This is a genomic window from Polynucleobacter sp. AP-Kaivos-20-H2, assembly GCF_018882215.1.
Classification (GTDB): Bacteria; Pseudomonadota; Gammaproteobacteria; order Burkholderiales; family Burkholderiaceae; genus Polynucleobacter.
Map to the genome: position 1 here is coordinate 150,109 of NZ_JACVOX010000004.1, position 21,769 is coordinate 171,877.

Annotated in this window: 21 protein-coding genes; 6 read left to right on the plus strand and 15 right to left on the minus strand. The window is 42.1% G+C overall.

Annotated features, from left to right (window positions below; all coding sequences use genetic code 11):
* Positions 1-181: 181 nt before the first annotated feature.
* Genes ICE89_RS11245 through ICE89_RS11255 form a run of 3 tightly spaced genes read right to left on the minus strand, consistent with a single transcriptional unit; the run spans position 182 to position 3,931 of the window.
* Positions 182-1,405: a glycerophosphodiester phosphodiesterase family protein gene (locus tag ICE89_RS11245; RefSeq protein WP_216265948.1), complete on the minus strand. Its 1,224-nt coding sequence runs from the start codon at positions 1,403-1,405 to the stop codon at positions 182-184.
* A complete protein-coding gene (gene lplT, locus ICE89_RS11250; protein ID WP_216265949.1) occupies positions 1,392-2,693 on the minus strand; it encodes a lysophospholipid transporter LplT in 1,302 nt (433 codons plus the stop codon). Before lplT ends, ICE89_RS11245 begins: the two co-directional genes overlap by 14 nt.
* Positions 2,690-3,931: a glycosyltransferase family 1 protein gene (locus ICE89_RS11255; RefSeq protein ID WP_216265950.1), complete on the minus strand. Its 1,242-nt coding sequence runs from the start codon at positions 3,929-3,931 to the stop codon at positions 2,690-2,692. Before ICE89_RS11255 ends, lplT begins: the two co-directional genes overlap by 4 nt.
* 145 nt (positions 3,932-4,076) lie before the next feature.
* Between ICE89_RS11255 and ICE89_RS11260 the strand changes: the two genes are divergently transcribed.
* A complete protein-coding gene (locus ICE89_RS11260; protein ID WP_216265951.1) occupies positions 4,077-4,721 on the plus strand; it encodes a hypothetical protein in 645 nt (214 codons plus the stop codon).
* On the opposite strand, the gene ICE89_RS11265 is transcribed toward ICE89_RS11260, so the two are convergent.
* Entirely contained in the window at positions 4,707-6,389 is a 1,683-nt protein-coding gene (locus ICE89_RS11265; protein ID WP_216265952.1) for an aminotransferase class III-fold pyridoxal phosphate-dependent enzyme, read from the minus strand. The genes ICE89_RS11260 and ICE89_RS11265 overlap by 15 nt on opposite strands.
* 60 nt (positions 6,390-6,449) lie before the next feature.
* On the opposite strand from ICE89_RS11265, the gene asd reads away from it, so the two are divergent.
* Positions 6,450-7,331 (plus strand): archaetidylserine decarboxylase, encoded by an 882-nt coding sequence (gene asd, locus ICE89_RS11270; protein WP_216265953.1) that lies wholly within the window; start codon positions 6,450-6,452, stop codon positions 7,329-7,331.
* Between the two features lie 4 nt (positions 7,332-7,335).
* Here asd and ICE89_RS11275 read toward each other — a convergent pair whose 3' ends face one another.
* Both ICE89_RS11275 and ICE89_RS11280 read right to left on the minus strand, forming a co-directional pair.
* Positions 7,336-7,944, minus strand: a complete 609-nt coding sequence (locus ICE89_RS11275) for an SRPBCC family protein (RefSeq protein WP_216265954.1) — start codon at positions 7,942-7,944, stop codon at positions 7,336-7,338.
* Positions 7,941-8,183 carry a hypothetical protein gene (locus ICE89_RS11280; RefSeq protein ID WP_216265955.1) on the minus strand — a complete coding sequence of 81 codons (243 nt, stop codon included), beginning with the start codon at positions 8,181-8,183 and terminating at the stop codon, positions 7,941-7,943. Before ICE89_RS11280 ends, ICE89_RS11275 begins: the two co-directional genes overlap by 4 nt.
* Before the next feature lie 302 nt (positions 8,184-8,485).
* On the opposite strand from ICE89_RS11280, the gene ICE89_RS11285 reads away from it, so the two are divergent.
* Positions 8,486-8,665, plus strand: coding sequence for a hypothetical protein (locus ICE89_RS11285; protein WP_216265956.1), 180 nt, complete (start codon positions 8,486-8,488; stop codon positions 8,663-8,665).
* 3 nt (positions 8,666-8,668) lie between these two features.
* On the opposite strand, the gene ICE89_RS11290 is transcribed toward ICE89_RS11285, so the two are convergent.
* Positions 8,669-8,845: a hypothetical protein gene (locus ICE89_RS11290; protein ID WP_216265957.1), complete on the minus strand. Its 177-nt coding sequence runs from the start codon at positions 8,843-8,845 to the stop codon at positions 8,669-8,671.
* A gap of 251 nt (positions 8,846-9,096) precedes the next feature.
* Between ICE89_RS11290 and ICE89_RS11295 the strand changes: the two genes are divergently transcribed.
* Complete coding sequence (locus ICE89_RS11295; protein ID WP_216265958.1) at positions 9,097-9,258, plus strand: hypothetical protein; 162 nt, start codon at positions 9,097-9,099, stop codon at positions 9,256-9,258.
* A 128-nt stretch (positions 9,259-9,386) separates the two neighbouring features.
* Positions 9,387-9,584: a hypothetical protein gene (locus tag ICE89_RS11300; protein WP_216265519.1), complete on the plus strand. Its 198-nt coding sequence runs from the start codon at positions 9,387-9,389 to the stop codon at positions 9,582-9,584.
* 24 nt (positions 9,585-9,608) lie between these two features.
* Here the strand turns inward: ICE89_RS11300 and ICE89_RS11305 are convergent, their stop codons facing one another.
* Together ICE89_RS11305 and ICE89_RS11310 are read right to left on the minus strand one after the other, a co-directional pair.
* Entirely contained in the window at positions 9,609-10,637 is a 1,029-nt protein-coding gene (locus ICE89_RS11305; protein ID WP_216265959.1) for an alpha/beta fold hydrolase, read from the minus strand.
* 535 nt (positions 10,638-11,172) lie between these two features.
* The gene (locus tag ICE89_RS11310; protein WP_216265960.1) at positions 11,173-11,526 is read right to left on the minus strand and encodes a hypothetical protein; all 354 of its coding nucleotides are present in this window, start codon (positions 11,524-11,526) and stop codon (positions 11,173-11,175) included.
* Between the two features lie 151 nt (positions 11,527-11,677).
* Between ICE89_RS11310 and ICE89_RS11315 the strand changes: the two genes are divergently transcribed.
* Positions 11,678-12,859, plus strand: coding sequence for an integrase core domain-containing protein (locus tag ICE89_RS11315; protein WP_216265961.1), 1,182 nt, complete (start codon positions 11,678-11,680; stop codon positions 12,857-12,859).
* Positions 12,860-13,679: 820 nt separating this feature from the next.
* Here ICE89_RS11315 and ICE89_RS11320 read toward each other — a convergent pair.
* From ICE89_RS11320 to ICE89_RS11345, 6 genes are all read right to left on the minus strand, one after another.
* Entirely contained in the window at positions 13,680-14,663 is a 984-nt protein-coding gene (locus tag ICE89_RS11320; protein WP_216265962.1) for a tripartite tricarboxylate transporter substrate binding protein, read from the minus strand.
* A gap of 5 nt (positions 14,664-14,668) precedes the next feature.
* Positions 14,669-15,814: a tricarballylate utilization 4Fe-4S protein TcuB gene (gene tcuB / locus ICE89_RS11325; protein ID WP_216265963.1), complete on the minus strand. Its 1,146-nt coding sequence runs from the start codon at positions 15,812-15,814 to the stop codon at positions 14,669-14,671.
* Positions 15,801-17,222: an FAD-dependent tricarballylate dehydrogenase TcuA gene (gene tcuA, locus ICE89_RS11330; RefSeq protein WP_216265964.1), complete on the minus strand. Its 1,422-nt coding sequence runs from the start codon at positions 17,220-17,222 to the stop codon at positions 15,801-15,803. The genes tcuB and tcuA overlap by 14 nt, the downstream gene beginning before the upstream one ends.
* A 281-nt stretch (positions 17,223-17,503) precedes the next feature.
* The gene (locus ICE89_RS11335; protein WP_370625366.1) at positions 17,504-18,448 is read right to left on the minus strand and encodes an outer envelope protein; all 945 of its coding nucleotides are present in this window, start codon (positions 18,446-18,448) and stop codon (positions 17,504-17,506) included.
* A gap of 74 nt (positions 18,449-18,522) precedes the next feature.
* A complete protein-coding gene (locus ICE89_RS11340) occupies positions 18,523-20,019 on the minus strand; it encodes an acetamidase/formamidase family protein (RefSeq protein WP_216265965.1) in 1,497 nt (498 codons plus the stop codon).
* A 212-nt stretch (positions 20,020-20,231) separates the two neighbouring features.
* Positions 20,232-21,545, minus strand: a complete 1,314-nt coding sequence (locus tag ICE89_RS11345) for a serine hydrolase (protein WP_215303355.1) — start codon at positions 21,543-21,545, stop codon at positions 20,232-20,234.
* Between the last annotated feature and the right edge of the window lie 224 nt (positions 21,546-21,769).

Below are 21,769 nucleotides of genomic sequence, written 5' to 3' on the forward strand. Positions count from 1 at the left end.
GCAGACATCCGAAGAAAACCAACAGAATTTCAAAAGGTTATGCCTCCTTAATATCGGTGTGTGAGTATTTGTATGACTAATTTAAACAGAGCAGAAGAAACACTAGCTCACTCTTTGGTTTTCATAACCACAGGAATTTTGGAGCAACCATCTAACACTTCGTTACTCCAAAGTGGTTCTTTTATTCAAGCCCCAAACAGTTAGCATAATAAGTAACTGTTGCAGGCCAGTCTGAAAATACACCCTTAACACCAACTTGTTGGGCTAACACATCTAAAACCTCATAAATTTGGCCATCGGAGTAAATGGCTGATTTTATGGATTGGTGATACCAACCTCCTCCCTTATTCATAGGGCCATCACGCTCCAATGACCATGTGATGATATTTAATCCCGCATCTTTTGCTGCCTTTGCATAAGCCGATGGAATAATTTCTCCAATGCTATTCGTTGCCAATAAAACCCAAATAGGAGGAGCAATATAACGCACCCCTTTCGCATAAAGCTCTTGCATGGTTGGCTTTAACATTTCAGGTTCAGCAGCATTAAAACCTTTCTGCTCATATCTACCATCCAAATAAATTGCCTGCTTTCCAAACTCTGGTTCATTTTGAATCCAGTACATCACATCATTCAAATTAAATGATTGTGGAAAAACATCATTAGGAGAAATGCCAGCATTCTTGTAATCATTAATTAGAGCTTGTGCATATTGCTCTTGGGTAAAACCTAAATAAGGCATGGGCACTACTGGCTCTTTGAGTTCTGGGGTAAATTTACCGCCAAATTGTTTAAATAAAGCGATAGATTCCTGATGTGTTAGCAAAGTGCCGCCAGCTTCGGAATATAGCTCGGTCCTCCAAGATGGTGTTCCTGCCATATAGGACTGAATATCCTTGGCTTTTTTATTAAATCCATCCATCTTGCCACGCAGGGTTTTAAATTCGCCTAGAATGATATCAGTTGTACGACACTCTGCAACTGCCGGTTCTCCGCTATTAGCTGGGATAAAAGGCTTTGAACATTTCTCTTTTAAATTAGTTAACAAGATATTCGTTGTTCCCTGTAAATCATTTTGCGCATGACGACAAACCAATTGCTTATCTTTAGTAAAAGTAACGTCGCATTCAAAAATACCGGCTCCCATCAATGCGGCAGCCTTATTTGACTGAACTGTATGCTCGGGAAACTCCAAAGGAGCGCCACGGTGGGCTATTGAAAATAAAGATCGACGAGGGGTCATCCCAGTACAACTTCTTAGCTTACTTTTTAAGGGGCCCTCTTTCATGGCATCGATTAGATAATATGGTCTTACCCCGAACTGAATTTCCTGTGCAAATCCCGACATGCTGCTTAAAAGCAAGATCGTTACAAGTAAAGGGGATAATTTTTTAGGAAATCGCATTTAGAGTACTATTTTTTGACCCAAAATACTGATACATGATCAGCACCATAGCCAAAAAGACTGTCCCACCAAAGCCAATAATAATGAGCGGCAAGCTGATGTTTATCCACAAGAGAATAGAGTAGACGAGGAGCATAAACAATACTGCTAAGTTCTCACTAAAACCCTGAATGGCGATAGATTGGCCGGTTGCCATCAGTGAATGACCTCGGTGTTGCAATAATGCATTCATTGGAACTACAAAATAACCGGATAACCAGCCTAAGAGCATTAATAAAAAATAGGCTGGTAAATCGTTCAAGGTCAATTGGATTGAATGCATGCGAAAGAGAACGATTGGCGGCAAGAGTTCATCGCTATACATCCCCATTAAACAGACGACTAAGCCCATCAGTGCGCCGTAAGGCAATACGTTAGCAGAATTCTTGAGAGAGACTTTACATGCCGCATATACAGCCCCTGCTGCAACCCCTATTGCAGAAACGGCTTGTAAAGCGGCGCTTTCAGAAAGATTCATATGTAGGGCATATTCGGCCCATTTCAACATAAGGAATTGAAGGGTTGCTCCAGCTCCCCAGAATAAGGTGGTCACCGTTAAGGAAAGTTTACCTAGCCGATCTCGCCACAGGCTCACAAAATAAGTTGAAAAATCCCGCACCAAATTGCCACAATGTAGGTTCAACTTTTGATAGCAAAATCCTACCTTTAATAAGGGTACATTTAGTAAAGCAGCCGAAGTATAAATGGCTGAAATCAAATAGATAGCCATTGCTGCGGAGCTAGAAATATCACCTCTTATGAAATCAAGATTAGCAAGTTGGAAAAAAACATGCAGAAAATCACTAATTAGAAATCCCCCCAATAAGGTTCCAAAAATAATTGAACCAATAATGAGACCTTCCATCCAACCATTTGCTGCTACCAACTTATCTGAGGGTAGTAGCTCAGTCAAAACTCCATATTTTGCAGGGGCATATAAGGCGGCACCTATGCCGACGATGCCATACCCCAATAATGGATGTACCCCAAAAAGCATCAGGCCGCACCCGCCAGCCTTTAGTACGTTAGAAATCAACATCACCTGGCCTTTCGGCCTGGAGTCCGCAAAAGCACCTACAAATGGGGCAAAAAGAACATAAGGTATTACAAAAGAAATCTTGAGTAAAGGGGATACCCAATCCGGCTCTTGCATTGAAACTAAAAGAGCAATGGATACTATGAGTAATGCGTTATCTGCTAGTGATGATAAAAACTGTGAGAAAGCTATCGTATAGAAAATACGATTCATTGCTTAATGAAAATTTCTCTTAAAACAGGCGATGAAGCCAGTTTATCTTTTGAGTTGGCATTGAGTATTAAATCGCGATAATTGTTTTCTAATTTTTTGGTCACTTGATCCCATGAAATTTCTAAGGTTGTTTGCCTTGCATGGGCTCTCAAATTTTCTAAATTAACATCATCTTTTATTAACTCAAGGCCTGCTGCGACGAATGAGTTAGCCTCATTTGGACTGGCTAAAAATCCATTGGTACCATGATCTATAAATTGCCGAGCTGCTGCATAGTCATATGCCAAAACAGCCAATCCACTAGCCATTGCTTCAATTGTTACGTTGCCAAATGTTTCACTTAGGCTAGAAAATAAAAAGATATCGCCGCTAGCATAATGGCTTGCAAGTGCCTCACCCCGCTGCACCCCAGTAAAAATACTATTAGGACAACTCAACTTTAAGGATCCTTTTTCAGGTCCATCGCCAACCCATACCATTTTCAGATTTGGATTAACTTGTGACATTGCTTTAAATGTTTCTACAGTGACTTGTAGATTTTTCTCTGAAGCAAGTCTACCGACACATAAGACCACTTTTTCATGGTCCTTAATTCCCCAATGATTTCGTAATTCTTGACAACGCTTTGATGGATTAAATAATTCAGTATCCACTCCTCGAGCCAGTACTTTGAGCCTCTCAAATCCATTACTGAGCAACTGATTTTTGAGCTCCTGAGTTGGCACCATTGTGAAGTTGCTATTGTTATGAAAGTATCGAAGATACCTTTGAATCGGATTTTTTAGGAGGCTCATTCCATAGTGGGCTGAATAAGCATCGAAATTTGTTCTGAAATCTGAACAAATAGGAATATTTAATTTTTTTGCCGCCTCCAGCGCTGACCAACCGAGAGGTCCTTCGGTAACAATATGGACAAGACTAGGCCTATCAGATGCCCATTGCTTTAACAGCATATTTTTTTGAGGTAGGCCCATCCTGAGCGAGCTGTAACCCGGTATAGGCATTCCTAATGTCAGTATTTCTTTGAAATGAGATTCATTTTTAGGTTTATCTTTTAAGCCCTGACGAGGCCGGACAAGTGTGATGTCATGCCCCATCTCCGCCAGGCCCTTAATGAATCGAGCAATCGTGCTGGCTACTCCATTAACCTCTGGAGGATATGTTTCCGTAACAATAGCAACCTTTACCGATACATTCGGCTTTAAGTCACTACTCTCTCCCAAGGTATTTGATGTCATTGACTATGAGTATTCTCGAAGAAAATAACAGTTTTATGACATTAAGAATTTTTTAAATGTCTTAAATTTGTCACAAATAAATTGTAAATATTGGTCATATTCATATTTTTGTAATGCAGCCCTTCAATATTCAGAGGATCCAAAATTGATTCAATTTCTTGAAACCCTAAAAAAACAGCGCTGGGATGATCATCGCTACTATCACCATAGCCGCATCAATCAATCGCTACACTTTGTCAGTGCTTTAAGTTTTTTAACCGCCTACTTTTTATTATTTACCGATCCTATTGCAGCTTCATTGCTAGCTTGGTTGGTTGCAATGACCACTCGTCAAAGCGGCCATTTCTTTTTTGAGCCAAAAGGATATGACGAGGTTAATAAAGCCACCCATGAGTACAAGGAAGAAATCAAAGTAGGCTACAACCTCAATAGAAAAATTGTTCTTTTATCCATCTGGGCAGCGATCCCAGTATTGGTGTATTTCAATCCTGTATTCTTGCAAAAATTTATCGCTTTTAATACCTTCACAAATACCGAAGGTTTTATTCGACAAACCGGCCTCTTATGGCTCTGGCTTGGTGTTGGTGGCGTGCTTTTCCGCACTTTCCACCTCTTTTTCATTCATGACGTTGAGGCTGCCTTGGCATGGATGACAAAAATTATCACTGATCCATTCCATGATGCAAAAATTTATGCGACGGCACCCTTGTATTTATTGCGCGGACAACTCATCGACCCTATGAACCACCTTGAACTCAACGAAGAAAACTTGGGCTCAATCAACTCCTAATGCAGATACATGTCGGATAGTATTTTTTCTAAATAGCATTTCTTTAATAATTTGACGCTTAATTGCTTTATTGCTTAGCCCATTTCCATTCCACCACCAAGCATCCTGCTTCATGGATTGGGCTGCGGCAATAAAGCGCTCTAGAACGGCTAGCATGTCTGCATCGCTATAGTTCAGACTGAAAATAAATCTTCCCGTTCCAATCCAACTTAGTGCTAGGCCTTGCTCTTTTAAGTAGTACTGAAACATCCAGTTGTAGCGACTTGGCTCCGTGAAATAGACGGTCCAAATACTAGACATATTCGCAACCCTTACTGGCAAATCCAATGAAATTAATTTTTCATTAAAGAGATTAGCGCGACGATTCCAAACTTCATCCAAATCTTCATACATTTTTTTGATAGCTGGAGTTTCAAGTTGCTCTAGGAATACTTGCATGGCACCCATCACATATGGATGTGAGTTAAAGGTTCCTCTAGCAAAACAAATGTCGGCTGGCTTTTCTTCCCTAAACCGCTTCATTAAATCACTTCGTCCGCACACTACACCAATCGGCAATCCACCACCTAAGGTTTTACCGTAAGTCACCATATCAGCCCGTACGCCAAAATATTCTTGAGCGCCGCCCTGAGCCAAACGAAATCCTACAAATACCTCATCAAAAATGAGAACAATTCCATTCTTTGTGCAAACTTCCCTTAATTCTTGGAGCCATTTGGTATAGGCAGCGCGATCATAATGTGCAGTACGCGAGCTATCTAATAGAGATGAATCGCCAGGCGCCCCTTTATTTGGATGCATAGCCTGCAGTGGATTCACTAATACGCAGGCAATATTTTTTCGATTACGCAGCACCCGCAGGGTATCTTGATCCATCTCCTTCAGTGTGTAGGTTTCCCTAGGAGGGAGTGGATTGCCTATGCCAGGCTGAACATCTTCCCACCAACCGTGATAGGCGCCATTAAAACGCACCACATGGCTACGCTTTGTATGGTAACGAGCCAAGCGCACCGCCTGCATTACAGCCTCTGTGCCAGACATATGAAAGGATATTTCATCCAATCCCGAAATGGCTGTCAAACGCTTTACATTGTCCGCAACAATGGGGTTATAAAACCCCAAAACAGGCCCCAGCTCAGAAACACGTTTAGCCCCTTCTTCAATGGCCTTTTTATAAAAGTCATATCCGAGAACATTGACACCATATGACCCAGTTAAGTCATAAAAGATATTGCCATCCAAATCAGTCAAGGTAACCCCGGATGAGGACTGCATAAAGCTACCGGATTTCAAATGCTCGCTAACAAAAGGGCTAAATTGAAAGGGTGCTCGATACCTACCTGTAAATTGCAGATCTGATATATTTTTGGACGCTTGATTTGTCAGGGCAACTGATTTTGCAAAACGCTCCTGATAGATATGCGATAGGCGCATAAAACCAGCTTCCCTTAAGGAGGCGATCTTGTCTGGCGCACCATCGACTTTAAAAAAAGAGTCTCGATTAAAGGAGTAAAAAGGAATTAAACGGGCTACCCTCTTAGCCATGCGTGAGTGGCCAGCTAAAGATGGATGTTTTGCCTTAGATAGCTGCAATCTCGTATAGACCTTCCGAACAATCCACACCCCAAACCCTGCTCCGAATATACTTAATGCAATCCAACTATTCATAAATACTCCAATTGTTCTTTCTTGACACTTTTACTTCATTTGTTTGACAAAATTATGTCAATGAAAAAGACCATCCAAAGCATTCTGTCCCAAGAAGACCTCAATTTTCTTCTGACTAATCGTATTCCCCGCAATACGCTGACTCGCTTTATTGGCTGGTTTAGTCAAATTGAAAACCCACTTATTGCTTATATCTCCATACAGGCTTGGAAATTCTTTTCTGCACTTGATCTATCTGAGGCCAAGAGTCAGCACTTTAAAAGTATGCACGCCTGCTTTACGCGTGAACTTAAGCCCAATGCAAGACCAATCAATCAAGACTTCAATAATCTAGTGAGCCCGTGCGATGCCCTGATAGGAGCATTCGGGAAAGTCAGCGACGGAAAAGTTTTTCAAGCTAAAGGCTTTCCTTACGCCTTAGAAGACCTGATACCCAACAAGAGATTGGCCAAGAGTTATGAGGGCTGTGAATATGTAACCTTGCGACTCACTTCAAGTATGTACCACCGCTTTCATGCTCCAACGGCAATGCGAATCAGAAAAATCACTTATATCTCTGGTGATACCTGGAATGTCAACCCAATTGCACTAAAGCGAGTTGAACGACTCTTTTGCAAGAACGAAAGAGCCGTAATTGAATGTGAAGTAGACCATCCAGATAAGGGAATTGAAAACACAACTCTGACGCTGGTGCCTGTCGCAGCCATTCTGGTTGCAAGCATTCGCATGCACTGCATTAATCTACTTTTACATCTTCGTTACAAAGGCCCTAATGAGATTGACTGCGATTTTGCTGTCGCTCGCGGTGAAGAATTAGGCTGGTTTCAGCACGGCTCAACCATTATTGTTTTCGCCCCTAAAAATTATTGCTTGCTACCAAACTTAAATCTGGGTGATCACATTCGTATGGGTGCAGCTTTATTTGAATACTCGCAAGATTAATAAGCTATTTACAGGCCAAACTCAGAGTATCGCGGCTGCGCTCCATCCCCTCAGCCATCATTTCGAAACCCTTCCGAATATTATTTCTCATAAAATATTCTATGATCACATTCGGAATTACAGAATCTGGCTCCATGATGCTGGTATATCTCACTAGCACACCCTTTTCATTGTTATGTAGTCGCCATGTCCCAGAATAGGCTTTGTTATCGCCCTTAATCTGTATAAAATTTAGACCCTGATTTGGTAGCTCCGTAAACTCCACTTCATAACGCAGTTGAATAGGGAATAATAAAACCCGCTCCTCAATGGACCTTTCTACAGTAACCTTATTACCATTCCTTCTGCGTACCTTAGACTCAACAATTCCTGGAGTCGTTTTTACGTCCTCATAATCTGTCAAAAAAGTATATGCCTCACACTGGCTAACTGGCGCTATGTAGCTAGCCTGCACCTTAAAAGCCGCTCCTACTTTTTCTACAAATACCTGCAAATCATAGGGAGTGGGCTCGGAGCTTGCATAACAAGATTGACCAGCCATTAACAAGCATAAAAGAAGCGCTCGCTTCAGAAAAGAACTACCTGGTCTGGATAATGCATTGGTAATACTCAATATTCTTCCTCAATATTGAGATCTAAAAATATAAGTGCCTCTGCATCGGCCAGCTCTGCGCACTCTACCCCATTCATTTGATCATCAAAAGAGAGTTGAGCAAAACGTTCAGCCGCTATGAAATTATTCTTCTGGTAATTATCTAAAGCCAACAATTGATTCCATGCTGCTTTTTGAAAATGCTCTGCAGCCATTCTTCTTAAATTAATAACCTTGTCATTTGAATTTTGATCTAGCATTTTTTCTCCTTCAATTAGGTATTGAACTTGAATAAGATGCTCTGCCTTTTATATGACATTTAGATGAATTTTTGCATTCACTTTTGTCATAATTGAGGCCTGTATATCAAACCTATATATGACAGTTTCACTATTTAAAATAATTAAAAAAATATTTAAGTGAGCGATAGATTTGTCATATTTATTCATCAAGAATACATATTACTTATGGGAGATGAAGAGCAACTGCTCCTTTCCGGTCTCCTCAGCTTGCTCTAACAGCCCATAGGTAACCACTTCTAATTTATTTAGGGAGAGCATTGATGACTACCTTTACTACCGAAGATCGCGAACTTGTTGAAAAAGAGCCTATTCCCTTTTATGGCTACTGCTATTTAACTGACCCATCTCCCAAGGATACTAATTCTCTTTTGCATCCAGTGCTTAAGAAAATTAAAGTGGAATACAGGGTTGATGACAGCAGTGAGGATTTAGAAGATTAGGCTTTAATGCGCTTTATTTTTCTTGCCTAATTTCTCAGGCTTGCCGTTGCCATACAAGCACCAGTATTGGATTTCGTCAATGAGGACCTCAACATCTTTCATCTTGAGATTTCTAAAGTCTTCTAGCCCAATAGATCCAGTTTCTCTTAATTTCTCGATAGCGTCTTTTAATGCACTCATATTGCTGTCTTTTTTGTTGAATTGAGTGATTAATTCTAATTTTAGGCGTTTTATTATCGCCGATGGATATAGCTTTGATCTTATTTCGAGCATTTTGGCGTTTTATGACCAAATGACTACAAATAATTCTTTTAGTCATGAACTTAAGCTCTTTTAATCTAAAAAGTTATTTTGCTGTCATGCAATATTCATCAATAAGGCACATACTACCTAAGTAGTATCCCTAGTATTTTTAACCAAAGGAGCCTTAAATGACACAATTATTGAGTCTCTTAAATCAAGTCTTTGGCAACCAGACCAAAAGCAATGATTTAGAGCAGTACATCAATAGCCGCAACCCTAATAGCCATCAGCAGGTAGAGCAACTTACTCGTGACTACCTGTATCACTACACCAATTCTAGGGGGCTATAAATCATGAAAAAACTAAAACGCCTGCTCATTAAAGCGGCTTTAGCTTGGGTTGAAGCTCGTAAAGCCTACGCCAGTCGCTATGTTAATCACCGCCTAGGTTCATGAGCTTAAATTTAGGAAAACACTAAATGAAGTTAACCGTCTTTCGTTACAAAGTCTGGGATCATCAAGATGATGATCATGTTCACGTTGCGCCTTACTATGCCATTCGAGAATATATCGAGCACCTAGAAGGCGCAACCGTGATTGAAGATGATCATTTGGAAGTAGATGAGTCTGATCTTGATGCACACGGACGAATTGCTGTAAGAGACGAAGGACAGTGAGTAAGCGTCGCTTAAATTGACGCTTTAATTCACCAGATCTTTAGGGCGAGTAATGGGCCTTAGACTCATTTGCGAATGTATAAAATCACATACTAGATTGTCAAATGGTACCGGATGGCCTGCATTTAAAACCTCAAAGGTATTCAAGCGAGGGATAAACGCCTTGATCTCCTGAACACGTTGCTCAGTGCATATCTTAGATTCCCCGCCATAGACCAATCCAACCTTGCCTTTAAAGCCCTCTAGTGCTTCATGAAAATTCATGCCCCACACATCGGCACGATATGAGAGGTCAAAATGCCCAGGAAGCTGTACATCAGCGATTGCTTTTACATCAACACTCAATTCTTTGGCAAGCTCTCGAACTTCTTTGAAGCCTAGCTCATTTTTCATAGACTTATAGAGGGTATACAAAGCAGTCCAATTCACCGTTAAAGCGATATCGTTTAGAACGATAGCGTTAATCTTTTTATCAAAAATCTTTGTCAGATACATTGCTAAGACTCCGCCCATACTGGTGCCCAGAATGGTGAGTCTTTGATGCGTCTTACCTCCAACCAATATAGCGCCTTGAATTAACTCGCTAACATCTGAGAGGTACAGGGACATCTTGTAGGCCCCATATTCATCAATATAGTCAGACTCGCCTCTGCCTGAAAAATCAACGCTAATGACTTTGTAATTTTCAAACTTTAAAAAATAATCATGAATTCCTAAAAAGGATCCCTTTGTCTCAAGTAAACCTGGCAGACATATTAAAATATTTTCTGCATTCACACCCCCAGAAACCGTATAAGCAATCTTCCGAGGATGCTGTTCATCTTGAATCTGAAAATATCGAGTCTCAGGTGCAATGTTAGCTAATACTATAAGGGGCACAGTCGGCGGATTGTCCTCATGAGGCACAAACTGTATTACAGGCTCGTATTTAAAATCAGAAATCTGTTGGCTATCTTGAGCAACAGCAGTAATAGGATGTTTATTAGATGGCTGAATCCACTTAATGACTTCAGCTTTAGCCCCCATCAGCACATTGAAAATCTTTTTCTTCATTCAATAGTACCTATTAGCAGTTATTGGGATTCATGGATCTCATCCTCTTGACTGTATAGAGTCTTGATGACAGAAATAATTAATATGCACCAGAATAGCAATCAAGCTAACTGACCCTAGATAAGCGTCGCTTAAATCGACGCTTGAGCACCACAGGGATGAGAAATTGGTTTGTCGTTTTAAACGACATTCCGAGTCAAGAGGAAATCTGGAAGACTTAGGGAAATGGTGCCAAACCGTGGCCAACACTAGAGATTCAATGGACCACTTCTAATGTTTTGAGAATTCTTGGTGGCCCGGGGCGGAATCGAACCAGGGCCGAGGATGTCTGATCCTAGAATCTCCAGCCCAAAGAGATGCCGTAAGCATTGATATTGACCTTATCGCTAGAGCCATCACTCCAGTAAACAGTCTTGTAGTTTTGTTGAGACACCTCAACCCTTGTAAATAGGTTTTTGGTCAACAAATACTCGGCGCCGATGCCGTAACTAGGCCCATTAATCCATTGATAGTAGCCAGGAGATGAATACTTAGATCAGGAGTAGCCAAGCTTGACATAGGCCATTAATTTTTCTGTAAATGCGTAACCCACTTTTCCGCCAGCTTCAATCGGATTATGGGCATCTGGATCTGTGCCAGAAGTATCTGTGGTGCCTAAATCGTATGAACCATACACTCCAATCAACCATTGATCATTGATTGCCCTATAAGCATCAGCGGTAATGCTAGGAACGCCGCTTCTACTGGTAGCTGAATCGCCCGGAGTAGATTTGTCTGTAATGGAATTTAATGAGTAATCAATTGACAAACCAAAACCTTCAAAGTTTTGTGATTGAGCAAAGGCCGCTGGACTTAATAGCATCCATAGCAAGATTGCCATCTTTTTCATTGCTTCCCTTTATTTTAGTATTTGCTAGATTCTATCAACGGGGAAATGAAAAAACCACCCTAAGGTGGTTTTGGTTGTGCTACCCGAGACATAGTTTACGTTTTATACCGGACACATACTTTACAGTTTTTGGCATAGGAGGGACCACTCTATGCCGTGGAATGAAAGTACGAAGATGGATGAAAAGCTTAAATTTGTGTCTCGTTATCTTGATGGCGAGAAGATTGCTACCCTGTGTCAGGAGTTCGGTATCTCTAGAGTGACTGGCCATAAGATCATTGATCGTTATAAAGACAGTGGTTTAGAAGCCTTTACGGATCGCAGTAGACGACCCTTTCGGCAAGCCAACCGCTTGCCCTTCCAGGTTGAGCAATTGATTGTGAACCTGAAAAAAGAGTTTCCAACCTGGGGCGCTCCTAAACTGCGCGACAGATTGCACACCCACTACCCGGAGTTAGCATTGCCCGCCAAAAGCACGGTGCATGCCGTTCTCGATCGCCATGGCTTAGTCAAAAAGAAACGCAGACGCCACCACCCCAAGCTCACGGGGACCAACTTATCGGATCTCAAAGAACCGAATGCTCTATGGTGCGTGGACTACAAAGGGGAGTTTATGCTGGGTAATAAGCAGTACTGTTACCCCTTAACCGTGACGGACTATGCCTCTCGCTTCCTCATTTGCTGTGAAGGCCTAGAGAGTACTCGCGAAGCGCAGGCTTTTACGGTCTTTGAGCAACTCTTCAAAGAGTATGGGCTGCCAGGCTCCATCCGCTCAGACAACGGTGTGCCGTTTGCCTGCGCTAATGCGCTCTATGGTTTAAGTAGTCTATCGGTGTGGTGGCTTCGTTTAGGCATTGGTATTGAGCGCATTAAGCCCGGCAATCCTCAGCAAAATGGTCGCCATGAACGCATGCATTTAACGCTCAAGCAAGCGACGACTAAACCCCCTGCCAAAACACTTTTGCAACAGCAAGATAAGTTCGAAGACTTTATCTATGAGTACAACTATGAGCGGCCCCATCAAGCCCTGGAGATGAAAAAACCGGCACAGCTCTATGTTCCTTCGACCCAAAAATACGAAGGACTGCCCGATGTGAGTTATCCCTTCCACGATAAGACAGTGACCGTGACTAACTGCGGACGCATCTGTTTAGATGGTAAGAAGATTCACTTTAGTACGGTGTTCGCTGGTCATGACGTAGGCTTACGGCAGGTCGAAGACGACGTGTGGTTAGTGAGCTTTATGGATTACGATATGGCTTACTTTGATATGGAGTCTTCTCGGGTACAAGCCTTAGAAAACCCATTTGGTCCCAAAGTATTGGGGATGTGATTGGTAAAGGTGTAAACCATGTGGTCGGTACCGGACGTAAAGCATGTGTCCGGTACGTACCTTTGCTTTTCTGGTGGGCCCACCAGGACTTGAACCTGGGACCAAAGGATTCCGGTTTGTGTTGCTTTCACAACTCCCTGGACTATGCCTTCATCATATTGATTGCTCAACTTAGATGGGTGCCGTCTAGTCTCTACACCTTCAACAGCACTTTCATACTGAAGCTTGGCTCGGCGTTAGCTTGTGCAGCTTTTGGCTACATTTAGCTTTCTCCGAATTTGACACCATCCCTTATGCAGTTTCCACGCATAAGGCACAACTTTCGCTATGAGTCCTCTGCTCTAACCAACTGAGCTATGGGCCCTAAATCGTTACATTTACTGCACACCTTTTGACGGGTGCTTTACTTCTTAAAACCACACTAAAACCGCATTTACTACACACCATGAAAAAAGCTCTGGTGTGTAAGCGGTGTGTAAGCAATTTTGACTACCTAATCGACCACTAACCTCTTGAATCTATTGAGGTCTTTGTTACAAGACCCCTAGGGCTTCTTTCTTATGAGAACAGACATCCAAAGAAAACCACTAGGATTTCAAGAGCTTACGCCCCCTAAATATCGGTGTGCGAGCTTTTATGTAATGAAATAAATAATCTTTTAAAAACTCGTATCTCACTCTTTGGTTTTCAAAATCACAGGAATTTTGGAGAACTGTTTAGCACTTCGCTGCTCCATGGAATTAACTAAGGCACAAGCGTTACTTAAAGTAACACTGAAAAATCCACCGTAAGGTGATTTGGGTGTCTCTCCTGCTTAATCTCATTCGCCTGTGATTTTCTTATCCCTTATTAATTGACCCCAAGTTGCCGATTCTTTTGCCATATATTTTGCAAGCTCCTCACGTGAAGTGGGCATTGGCGTCAGGCCATGATCATTCAACTGCTTGACCACATCGGGGGATTTCAATACTTTCACGATTTCGGTATTCCAACGGTCTAATACTGGAGCTGGCACCTTGGATGAAGCAACAAAGGCATACCAGTTAGTCGCATTAAATCCAGGATATCCCGATTCAGCAATAGTTGGAACTTTAGGGAGTGACTTTAGTCGTTGTGGACCAGTTACCGCTAGAGGAATGAGTTTGCCATTCTCAATGTAAGCTTGTGCCGTACTGTAAGTTGAAAAATAGGCGGCGACTCTTTCACCGAGTAAGTCCTGCATAGCTGGTGCTCCACCCTTATAAGGAACATGTACTGTATCAATACCCGCCATTTCATCTAACAACTCTCCAGCAAGATGCGAGGCTGATCCGGGGCCAGTAGAAGCATATTCTAATTTTTTAGGATTTTTCTTTGCGTAAGCAATGTACTCTGCAAAGGTTTTAATCCCTGTTCCCGAATTAACCACAAGAATATTTGGGAAATTAACGCCCATAGTGATTGGTGAAAGATCCTTAAAAGGATCATATGGCAGCTTCATCATATGGGGAGCAATGGTTAGCGGCCCAACTGAACCAAATAGGATGGTGCTGCCATCTGTAGGTCCATTAGCTGCAAACTGATGCGCAATATTTCCACCTGCACCGCCACGGTTATCCACAACCACATTTGCACCAATATTCTCACCGAGTTTTTTTGAGATGATCCGAGCAGCTGTATCTGCAGCCCCACCAGCTGCGAACCCAACTACCATAGTGATCGTCTTTTTAGGGGGAAACTCTTGAGAATTTGCTGAGTAACTAAGTAAGCTAAATACCAGAACCAGAAACACATTTAAAAGATTCTTATGATTCTTGGTGGCCATTTATATTATTCTCCACTTAAGCCAAGCTTGTTAGGCTGGCGTTTTTCAATTGCGTTCTTTAGAAGCGCTGCAAGCCTGTAGAATCCGTGGGCAAATTTCCCATAGGGCATAGTTAAAAAGAAACCCATTACAAAACCTAAATGAATAGCTAGCAATGAAGGCATTGCACTAGTATCTCGGTAAGCTAATAAAGCCAAACCTGAAGCGCTTATCAGAAATAGCAAGACGATAAATCCCCTATCCATTGGCTTTTGAGAAGCATCACCATGCTCCGCATTTCGCTTGAAATTTAGATACAACAAGCCTGCAGGTCCAACCAATAATCCAATACCGCCAAGCGTACCCAAAACTACTGGCAAGCTACTAAGGGCATAGGGGGCATGTAAATCTAGTAAATAGTGATACAAAGTTGCTAAGCTAGTGGCGGCAAAGCAAAGCATGAATCCGTAGAAAGTAAAATGATGAAACCGTTTGCGCCACAAAGTAAACGCATCGTCATCGTTATTACATCCCTCTCCATGACCGCCACCAAGATACTTCAAAGTTAATGCATCATGTGTCGCTTCAGCTACCGCGCCACCCGAATTAGTGCCCGGTGAAATCTCTCGCCAGAAATTCTGTAGGCCAATGAATAAGGCAAGAACTGAAAATCCAAAAACTACACCAAACATGATTGCTAAGGTATTGTGCGAGAAGATAGCGTAAAAATTTCCCTTAAGCGGACCAGAAGTTAAAGTTCCATTCACTACCAGCGTTAGCAGTAAAAATAGAATAAGTGAAAGGGATGTGGCCATCGCAACGGCCACCCCATTTGTTTTGTATAAGGAGCCAAAAGCTTTTGGCCATGCATAAGCAATGTATGTGTCCTTGCGAACTTGTGCCATTACTTTCGGAATATTTACTGCAAATTCATGTGGTGGAGCGTATTGGCAAGCATGCAAACATGCCCCACAGTTATGACAAAGATTTGCCATGAAGTTCACATCAGCAGGCAAAAACTCTATCCTTCTGGTCATAGCAGGAAATACCGCACAAAATCCCTCGCAGTATCGGCAAGAGTTGCAGATAGTCAGCATGCGAGCCGCCTCTACTTCTGGTGCATTTGAGCCCAAAGTACTCGCTTCCAAAATTAAGGAGTTAAGTTGCTGCATGAGAATGACCTTTTTGATGTAATGCTACTTTTGCTGCTTCGCTTCCTGCTATTCGGCCAAATACTGTACCAATAGCCATACCTATACCTGCTGCGTACCCTTTACCCAATACATTTCCAGCCATCATTTCCCCAGCTACAAATAAATTTTCACTCGGTTGATCCTGAAAACGCACTGCTGCTGTTTGATCCGTCTTTAAACCCAAATAGGTAAAGGTAATGCCAGGTCGGACTGCATAGCCATAGAAGGGGCCTTTATCAATAGGTAAAGCCCAATGTGTTTTGGGTGGCTCTAGACCCTCGGTGTGACAGTCATCCATGATCGTATGATCAAATGTTCCCACTCGGCACGCAGCGTTATAGGCACTTATCGTTTGCACTAAAGCGCCTGGATCTAATCCAAGCTTTTGCGCTAACTCTTCTAAGGCATTTGCTTTTTCGCCTGGAAATACTGGAGGCATAAAACGACCCAATACTTTTGAATCAATGATTGAATAGCCAATTTGACCGGGCTGCTGAGCAACCAATCTTCCCCAAAAAGCATAGCGCTTTGGCCAAAAGTCTTCGCCCTCATCGGAAAAACGCTGGGCATGTTTATTCACCACAATTCCAAATGAAACTGCATCGATGCGCGTACAAATACCGCCATCATATAAAGGCGCACGCGCATCAACCGCAACCATATGCGCCTGAGTTGGATCGCTTACAGAATCTGCACCGAGGTCTATTAGTTGCTTAAGCAAAACGCCTTTATTGTATTGGGTGCCCCGAATTAAAAAGTTATCGGCTGGGGACTCGCCATGCTCATTAACACCCCAAGCTTCTTTGAGCCACTCGCGATTAGACTCAAAACCTCCTGCCGCTAGAACACAAGTCTTTGCCTCAATTCGTTCATCGCCTACATAAGCCGCTAAGAATTTTCCATCTTTCACTTCTAATGCATCTACTGGAGAGTTGTATCGAATTAGAACACCCAACTTCTCAGCACTTCGGTAATAGGCATTTACTAAGGCTTTACCACCGCCCATAAAAAAGGCATTAGTACGCGATAGATTGAGAGTCCCAGATAAAGGTGGCTGGAAATGGACTCCATATCTTGTCATCCATTTACGACATTGAGAAGTGGAACGAATAACAAATCTTGCCAATTGTTCATCCGTCTTACCGCTAGTCACCTTGAGTACATCCTGCCAATATTCTTCTTCCGAATAGGACTCCAGCATGACATCTTCTGGTTGATCATGCATTGCACGAATATTACGGGTATGCGCTGAATTACCGCCACGCCATTCTTTTGGTGCAGCCTCCAAAATCAATACGGATGCTCCAACCTCTCTGGCCATTAGAGCGGCGCAAAGTGCAGCATTACCGCCGCCGATGACTAAAACATCTGGTTGACTATTCTTCACTTGGGAATTTATGCATGAGGGAGTTGTCCAATATAACTTTTAGCAAGTTTAGATCAATATAGTGATCTACTTCATCGCCGGGAGCGGTGCGGCAAAAAGAAAACGACTTAAGAATTTCTTCCTAAGTCGCTGATTTCATTGGTGGGCTCATCAGGACTTGAACCCTAACCAAAAGCACATTTAATGAATTAAATCCGGTAGATAGGGCTTTACTGATAGAGAGCTTGGAAAAACCTTATTTCTAGCGCTTATTAACCAAGTCCGTCACATAATGCAATCAGTTAGAAGTGGAATTCAATTCTGATTGCCGGGGTACTTCCAAGGGCACCATTAGGAGAATTTAGTGTCGGCGAACTATAAGCCGGATTACCAGCACTACCACTGTTGTAATTGCCAAATTTATTCAGCCAGTACTCATACTCAAAACCAATTTGCAACATGTCTCTTTTAAGGCCAAATGAAGGACTTAGGTCATACATAATGGCTGTATCCAAATGCGTTTCCGGTCCGGAAGGATTTCCACTCTCTAAATTACCTTTTGTGGCGATGTAATCCAGAAAACCTTTGAAAAGAAAACGGGATGTTCCAATCTCGAAAGGCACGCCCCAAACTAAGTTAAAGGATGGATGCAGCTTATAGTAGTACCGGCCATTTGGAATCGCTGTGGCAGGGTTGCAGGTACTAGCTGGCATGTTATTAGCATAGGCACAATTACTTGGGTGATTACTTTCCCAAAGAGCCAAAACACTTGCATTCAGGAATCCAGGCACATCCAGCATGATGGTGGGACCAACTACCAACATTCTCTTTTCTGATTGGTAAGCGTTATTTTTTGTATTCCAGTCAAATCCAGCGGTGGCACCAAAGTCACGCATCCAACCATATTGATAATTACCACCAAAAACTTTGCTGGCATAGACAACATTGCGGTAGACAAAATACGCTTCGGTTGCCCCCTGATTATGGTTACCCAATACAGGATCCCCACTCGTAGATTGCAATACGTCTAGATTGGCATAATTAGTGCCATATATATAGCTTCCAGAATATGAGAATGTGAGGATGTTTTTTGGAATCGCGTTGCCCTCATATGGCTCAGAATAATTAAAGCCATAGCGATACCCAATATAAAAATCATCCCAATCATCATCTGCTTTAGCGCAATTCGTGCCCGCCAATAAGAGCAATGATGTTAATAAATAAACCAACCTCTTACCAAAAAACACTTTAAGCCTCTATGAAACCAGGCGTGTTGAGAATAACCTCTTTAATAGCCGCATAGTAACGAACATACCCCACCCTATATTCTCTTTTTAGCTTCTTGGCGCAAAATACTCTTTGGCACCATGCAAGAAACATCATAAGCACCTTCTTTTGGGCGGCCAATACGGCAATCCATCACAAAGGTAGCCAATCTATAGGCGCGGTCTTCGGTGATGGAAAGATTTTTCGACATCTTCCCAATAGACTTCATGGATGCTTCCTTCATAGCGGCCATCAGATCCTTTGGATCACTTGCATAGCTTACCCAGAATTTTTTGTTATCTTCTTTTGGAATATCCAAAGCTTTTTTAGCATTAAGCTTCTTCGGAAGAATGCAATAAGTTCCCAAAACTTCATTGACCACTTCAGAAATTGGGCAATTCCAATTTTGGATCATTATTTTTTCTGCCTCAATTTTCGAGACTTTTCTAGAGCTCTCAATAAAGCGTGTTGTTTCAGTTTTAAGATTTTCTAAGGCTTGATTCAAATTTAAATCATAGCCAACCGTTACCCAAGACTTGGGGGTTTCAATTACTGGCCAAAACCCAAATTCTTTACGTTCATTCTTTTTAATCAATGTAATCGTTACATTAAGTTCTGAAAAAGCCGTTTCCAATGCATCTAAATCAACTTCTCCATTACCTTGTGCGGCGTGGGAGTCACCCGTCCAAATATAAGCGCCATCTATAAATACTGGAAGATAAGTAGTTGAACCTACCGTCATCTCCCGCAAATCCAAGTTACCCCCATACGCCCCAGGCTGCTTAGAGTCACAGCCAATTGTTCCCGCTAATGATCCCGGCATCTTTACGCACCAACCAGAATTTTGTGGTGATGGAGGATTTTTTTCGTTGAATGAATGAACGTTTGTATAGGGCAAAAGCTGCTCTTCTTTGGAGCGTGCAACAGCCAGAATTCCCGGAAAAGGGGCAAGAGGAACAACGATATTAGACTCAAACTGCATTTCCATTTTGTCATTATCTAAGTAATAACTATCAACCCTTGGTAGAAATTTATCGTAGAAAAGACCCGCCTTTGCTGCACTATTATTGGTTGCGTAACTACGCATACGAATCTTATTAATACGCACTGCCACAATATCGCCCTTTTGAGCTCCCTCAACAGCGATAGGTCCAGTCAAAGTGTGAGGACCTCGACCTGGAAACATTGGGTCTTCGTTAATAGAGTCGATTTGTGCCTCAGTAATTCCAGGAGCAACTTGACCACCGCCCGCTGGAAGCGTTTCAATAATGACCGTATCTCCAGATTTAATAGTTAATGCAGGTGGAACACCAGCATCAAAATATCCCCAGTTAGTTGTTGATGGCGTTGCAGGAAGAATATAAGTATTATTTTTACTATTCGAGAGCTGCCTTATTAGCATATTCGCCTGATTAGGCGGACCTTGAATAAAGATTGGCGCTGGAGTAATTGGTGTATATGGCCTTGAATACCCATCATTTGGGAAAGTCTGAGCAAAAGAATGAATAGAAAATAAAGTAAAAACTACTATGGCATTTTTATGAAATTTCATTGCTACCGCCCGATTTAATGTATTACTAATAATACACATCGAAAAGAGCCCCCAATCACCTGAAATTTCACTTTATTTAGAAGCAATTAAGGACTGGTTTACCCTAGGGATTGTTTATAAATTGATAGTCTTCATTTTTATTACCCCAAGCAATACTCCCAAATGACAAAACCCCCACCATTTCTGATGAGGGTTTTAGGTTAAAGCTTAGCTTACTTAATTACTGCGGATGAAACTAGCTGCTTAATCATGCGACGGTAATAAGGACGAATAGGACCTGGAACTTGGCTCATGACCACTACGGCTAATTGCTCTTTTGGATCAATCCAGAAGAAAGTGCCTGCCGCTCCAGCCCACATGTATTCACCAGGAGAGCCATCAACCGATGCCAGACCCTGTCCTTGGCGAACCATAAAGCCCAGACCAAAGGTGTAGCCATCAACACCCATCAGCAATTGACCAGGCGAAAGCGGAACGGTTGTTCTATTACCCAGCATATCTGATGCCATCAAATTAACAGTCATGGGCGACAAAATTCTTTGACCATTTAATTCGCCGCCGTTAAGCATCATGCTGGCAAAATTCATATAGTCGCCTGCAGTACCCGCTGCTCCTGCGCCACCAGAGTCGTTGCTTGGTTTGATGGTGACATCCAACAATTTAATTGGAGCCTTATTAAATGGGTCCGTAGCAAAAGGCTCAGCAATACGTGACTTCTTATCCGCAGGGACAGAAAATGCAGTGTCCTTCATCTGTAAAGGTGTAAATACACGATCCTGTAAAAATTCACCCAAACGCTTTCCAGAAACAACCTCAACCACACGACCCAATAAGTCTACCGACATCCCATATTCCCAATTAGTACCAGGCTGCGTACTTAAAGGCGCCTTTGCAATACCCTCAATCATTTCCTGCGGGGTTACACGACGTTGATCATAGTCAGTACCGCCAGTTACATAAAGACCAGCATCGGTATATGCCTTCTTAATATTGGGGTTAGAAGTAATTTCTGGGTAGCCAATTCCTGATGTGTGGCGTAAAAGATCCTGTACGGTGATTGGCTTTGCTGCAGGCACTAAGGAGTACTCCATATTGCCACTACTATCTTTTGTTCCTACGCTAACTTGCATATTGGCAAACTCAGGCATGAACTTAGAGATTGGATCAGCTAACTGCATCTTGCCTTCCTCCACCAAAATCATTGCTGCAACAGATGCTAGCGGCTTGGTCATTGAATAGATTCTAAAAATAGAATCTTTGCTCATAGGCTTATTGGTACTTTTATCTTGATAACCCACCACCTCTGAATAAATCAACCTTCCTTTGCGGTTGATCATGACTACCGCACCAGGAATATTGCCTTTATCTACCTCAGCCTGCAAAGAGGCCTTCACATTTTTTAATCTCGCAGATGACATACCAACATCCTCAGGCTTTGCTGTTGGAATGTTTTGTGCAATCGCTAAGTTGCTGATGAAAAAGCTTGCTGCAAGTAACTTATTAATAAGATTTTTTTGATATCGCATGTCGGTCTCCTTGTTGTATTAATTTCGAACAAGAATAGCATGTAGTATTTTTCAACCTCAGCATAAATTTAGTGCAGCGCACAAAAAATATCCGGTTACTAATTCAATGGGTAAACTAGTACTAACCCCAAACCCTCTGACGTGCTATATCGTAATAACGCGAAGAAAAAATATAAGGATGTTTCAGATATAGGAACCATTCAATTAAGTTAAAACTAAAAAAG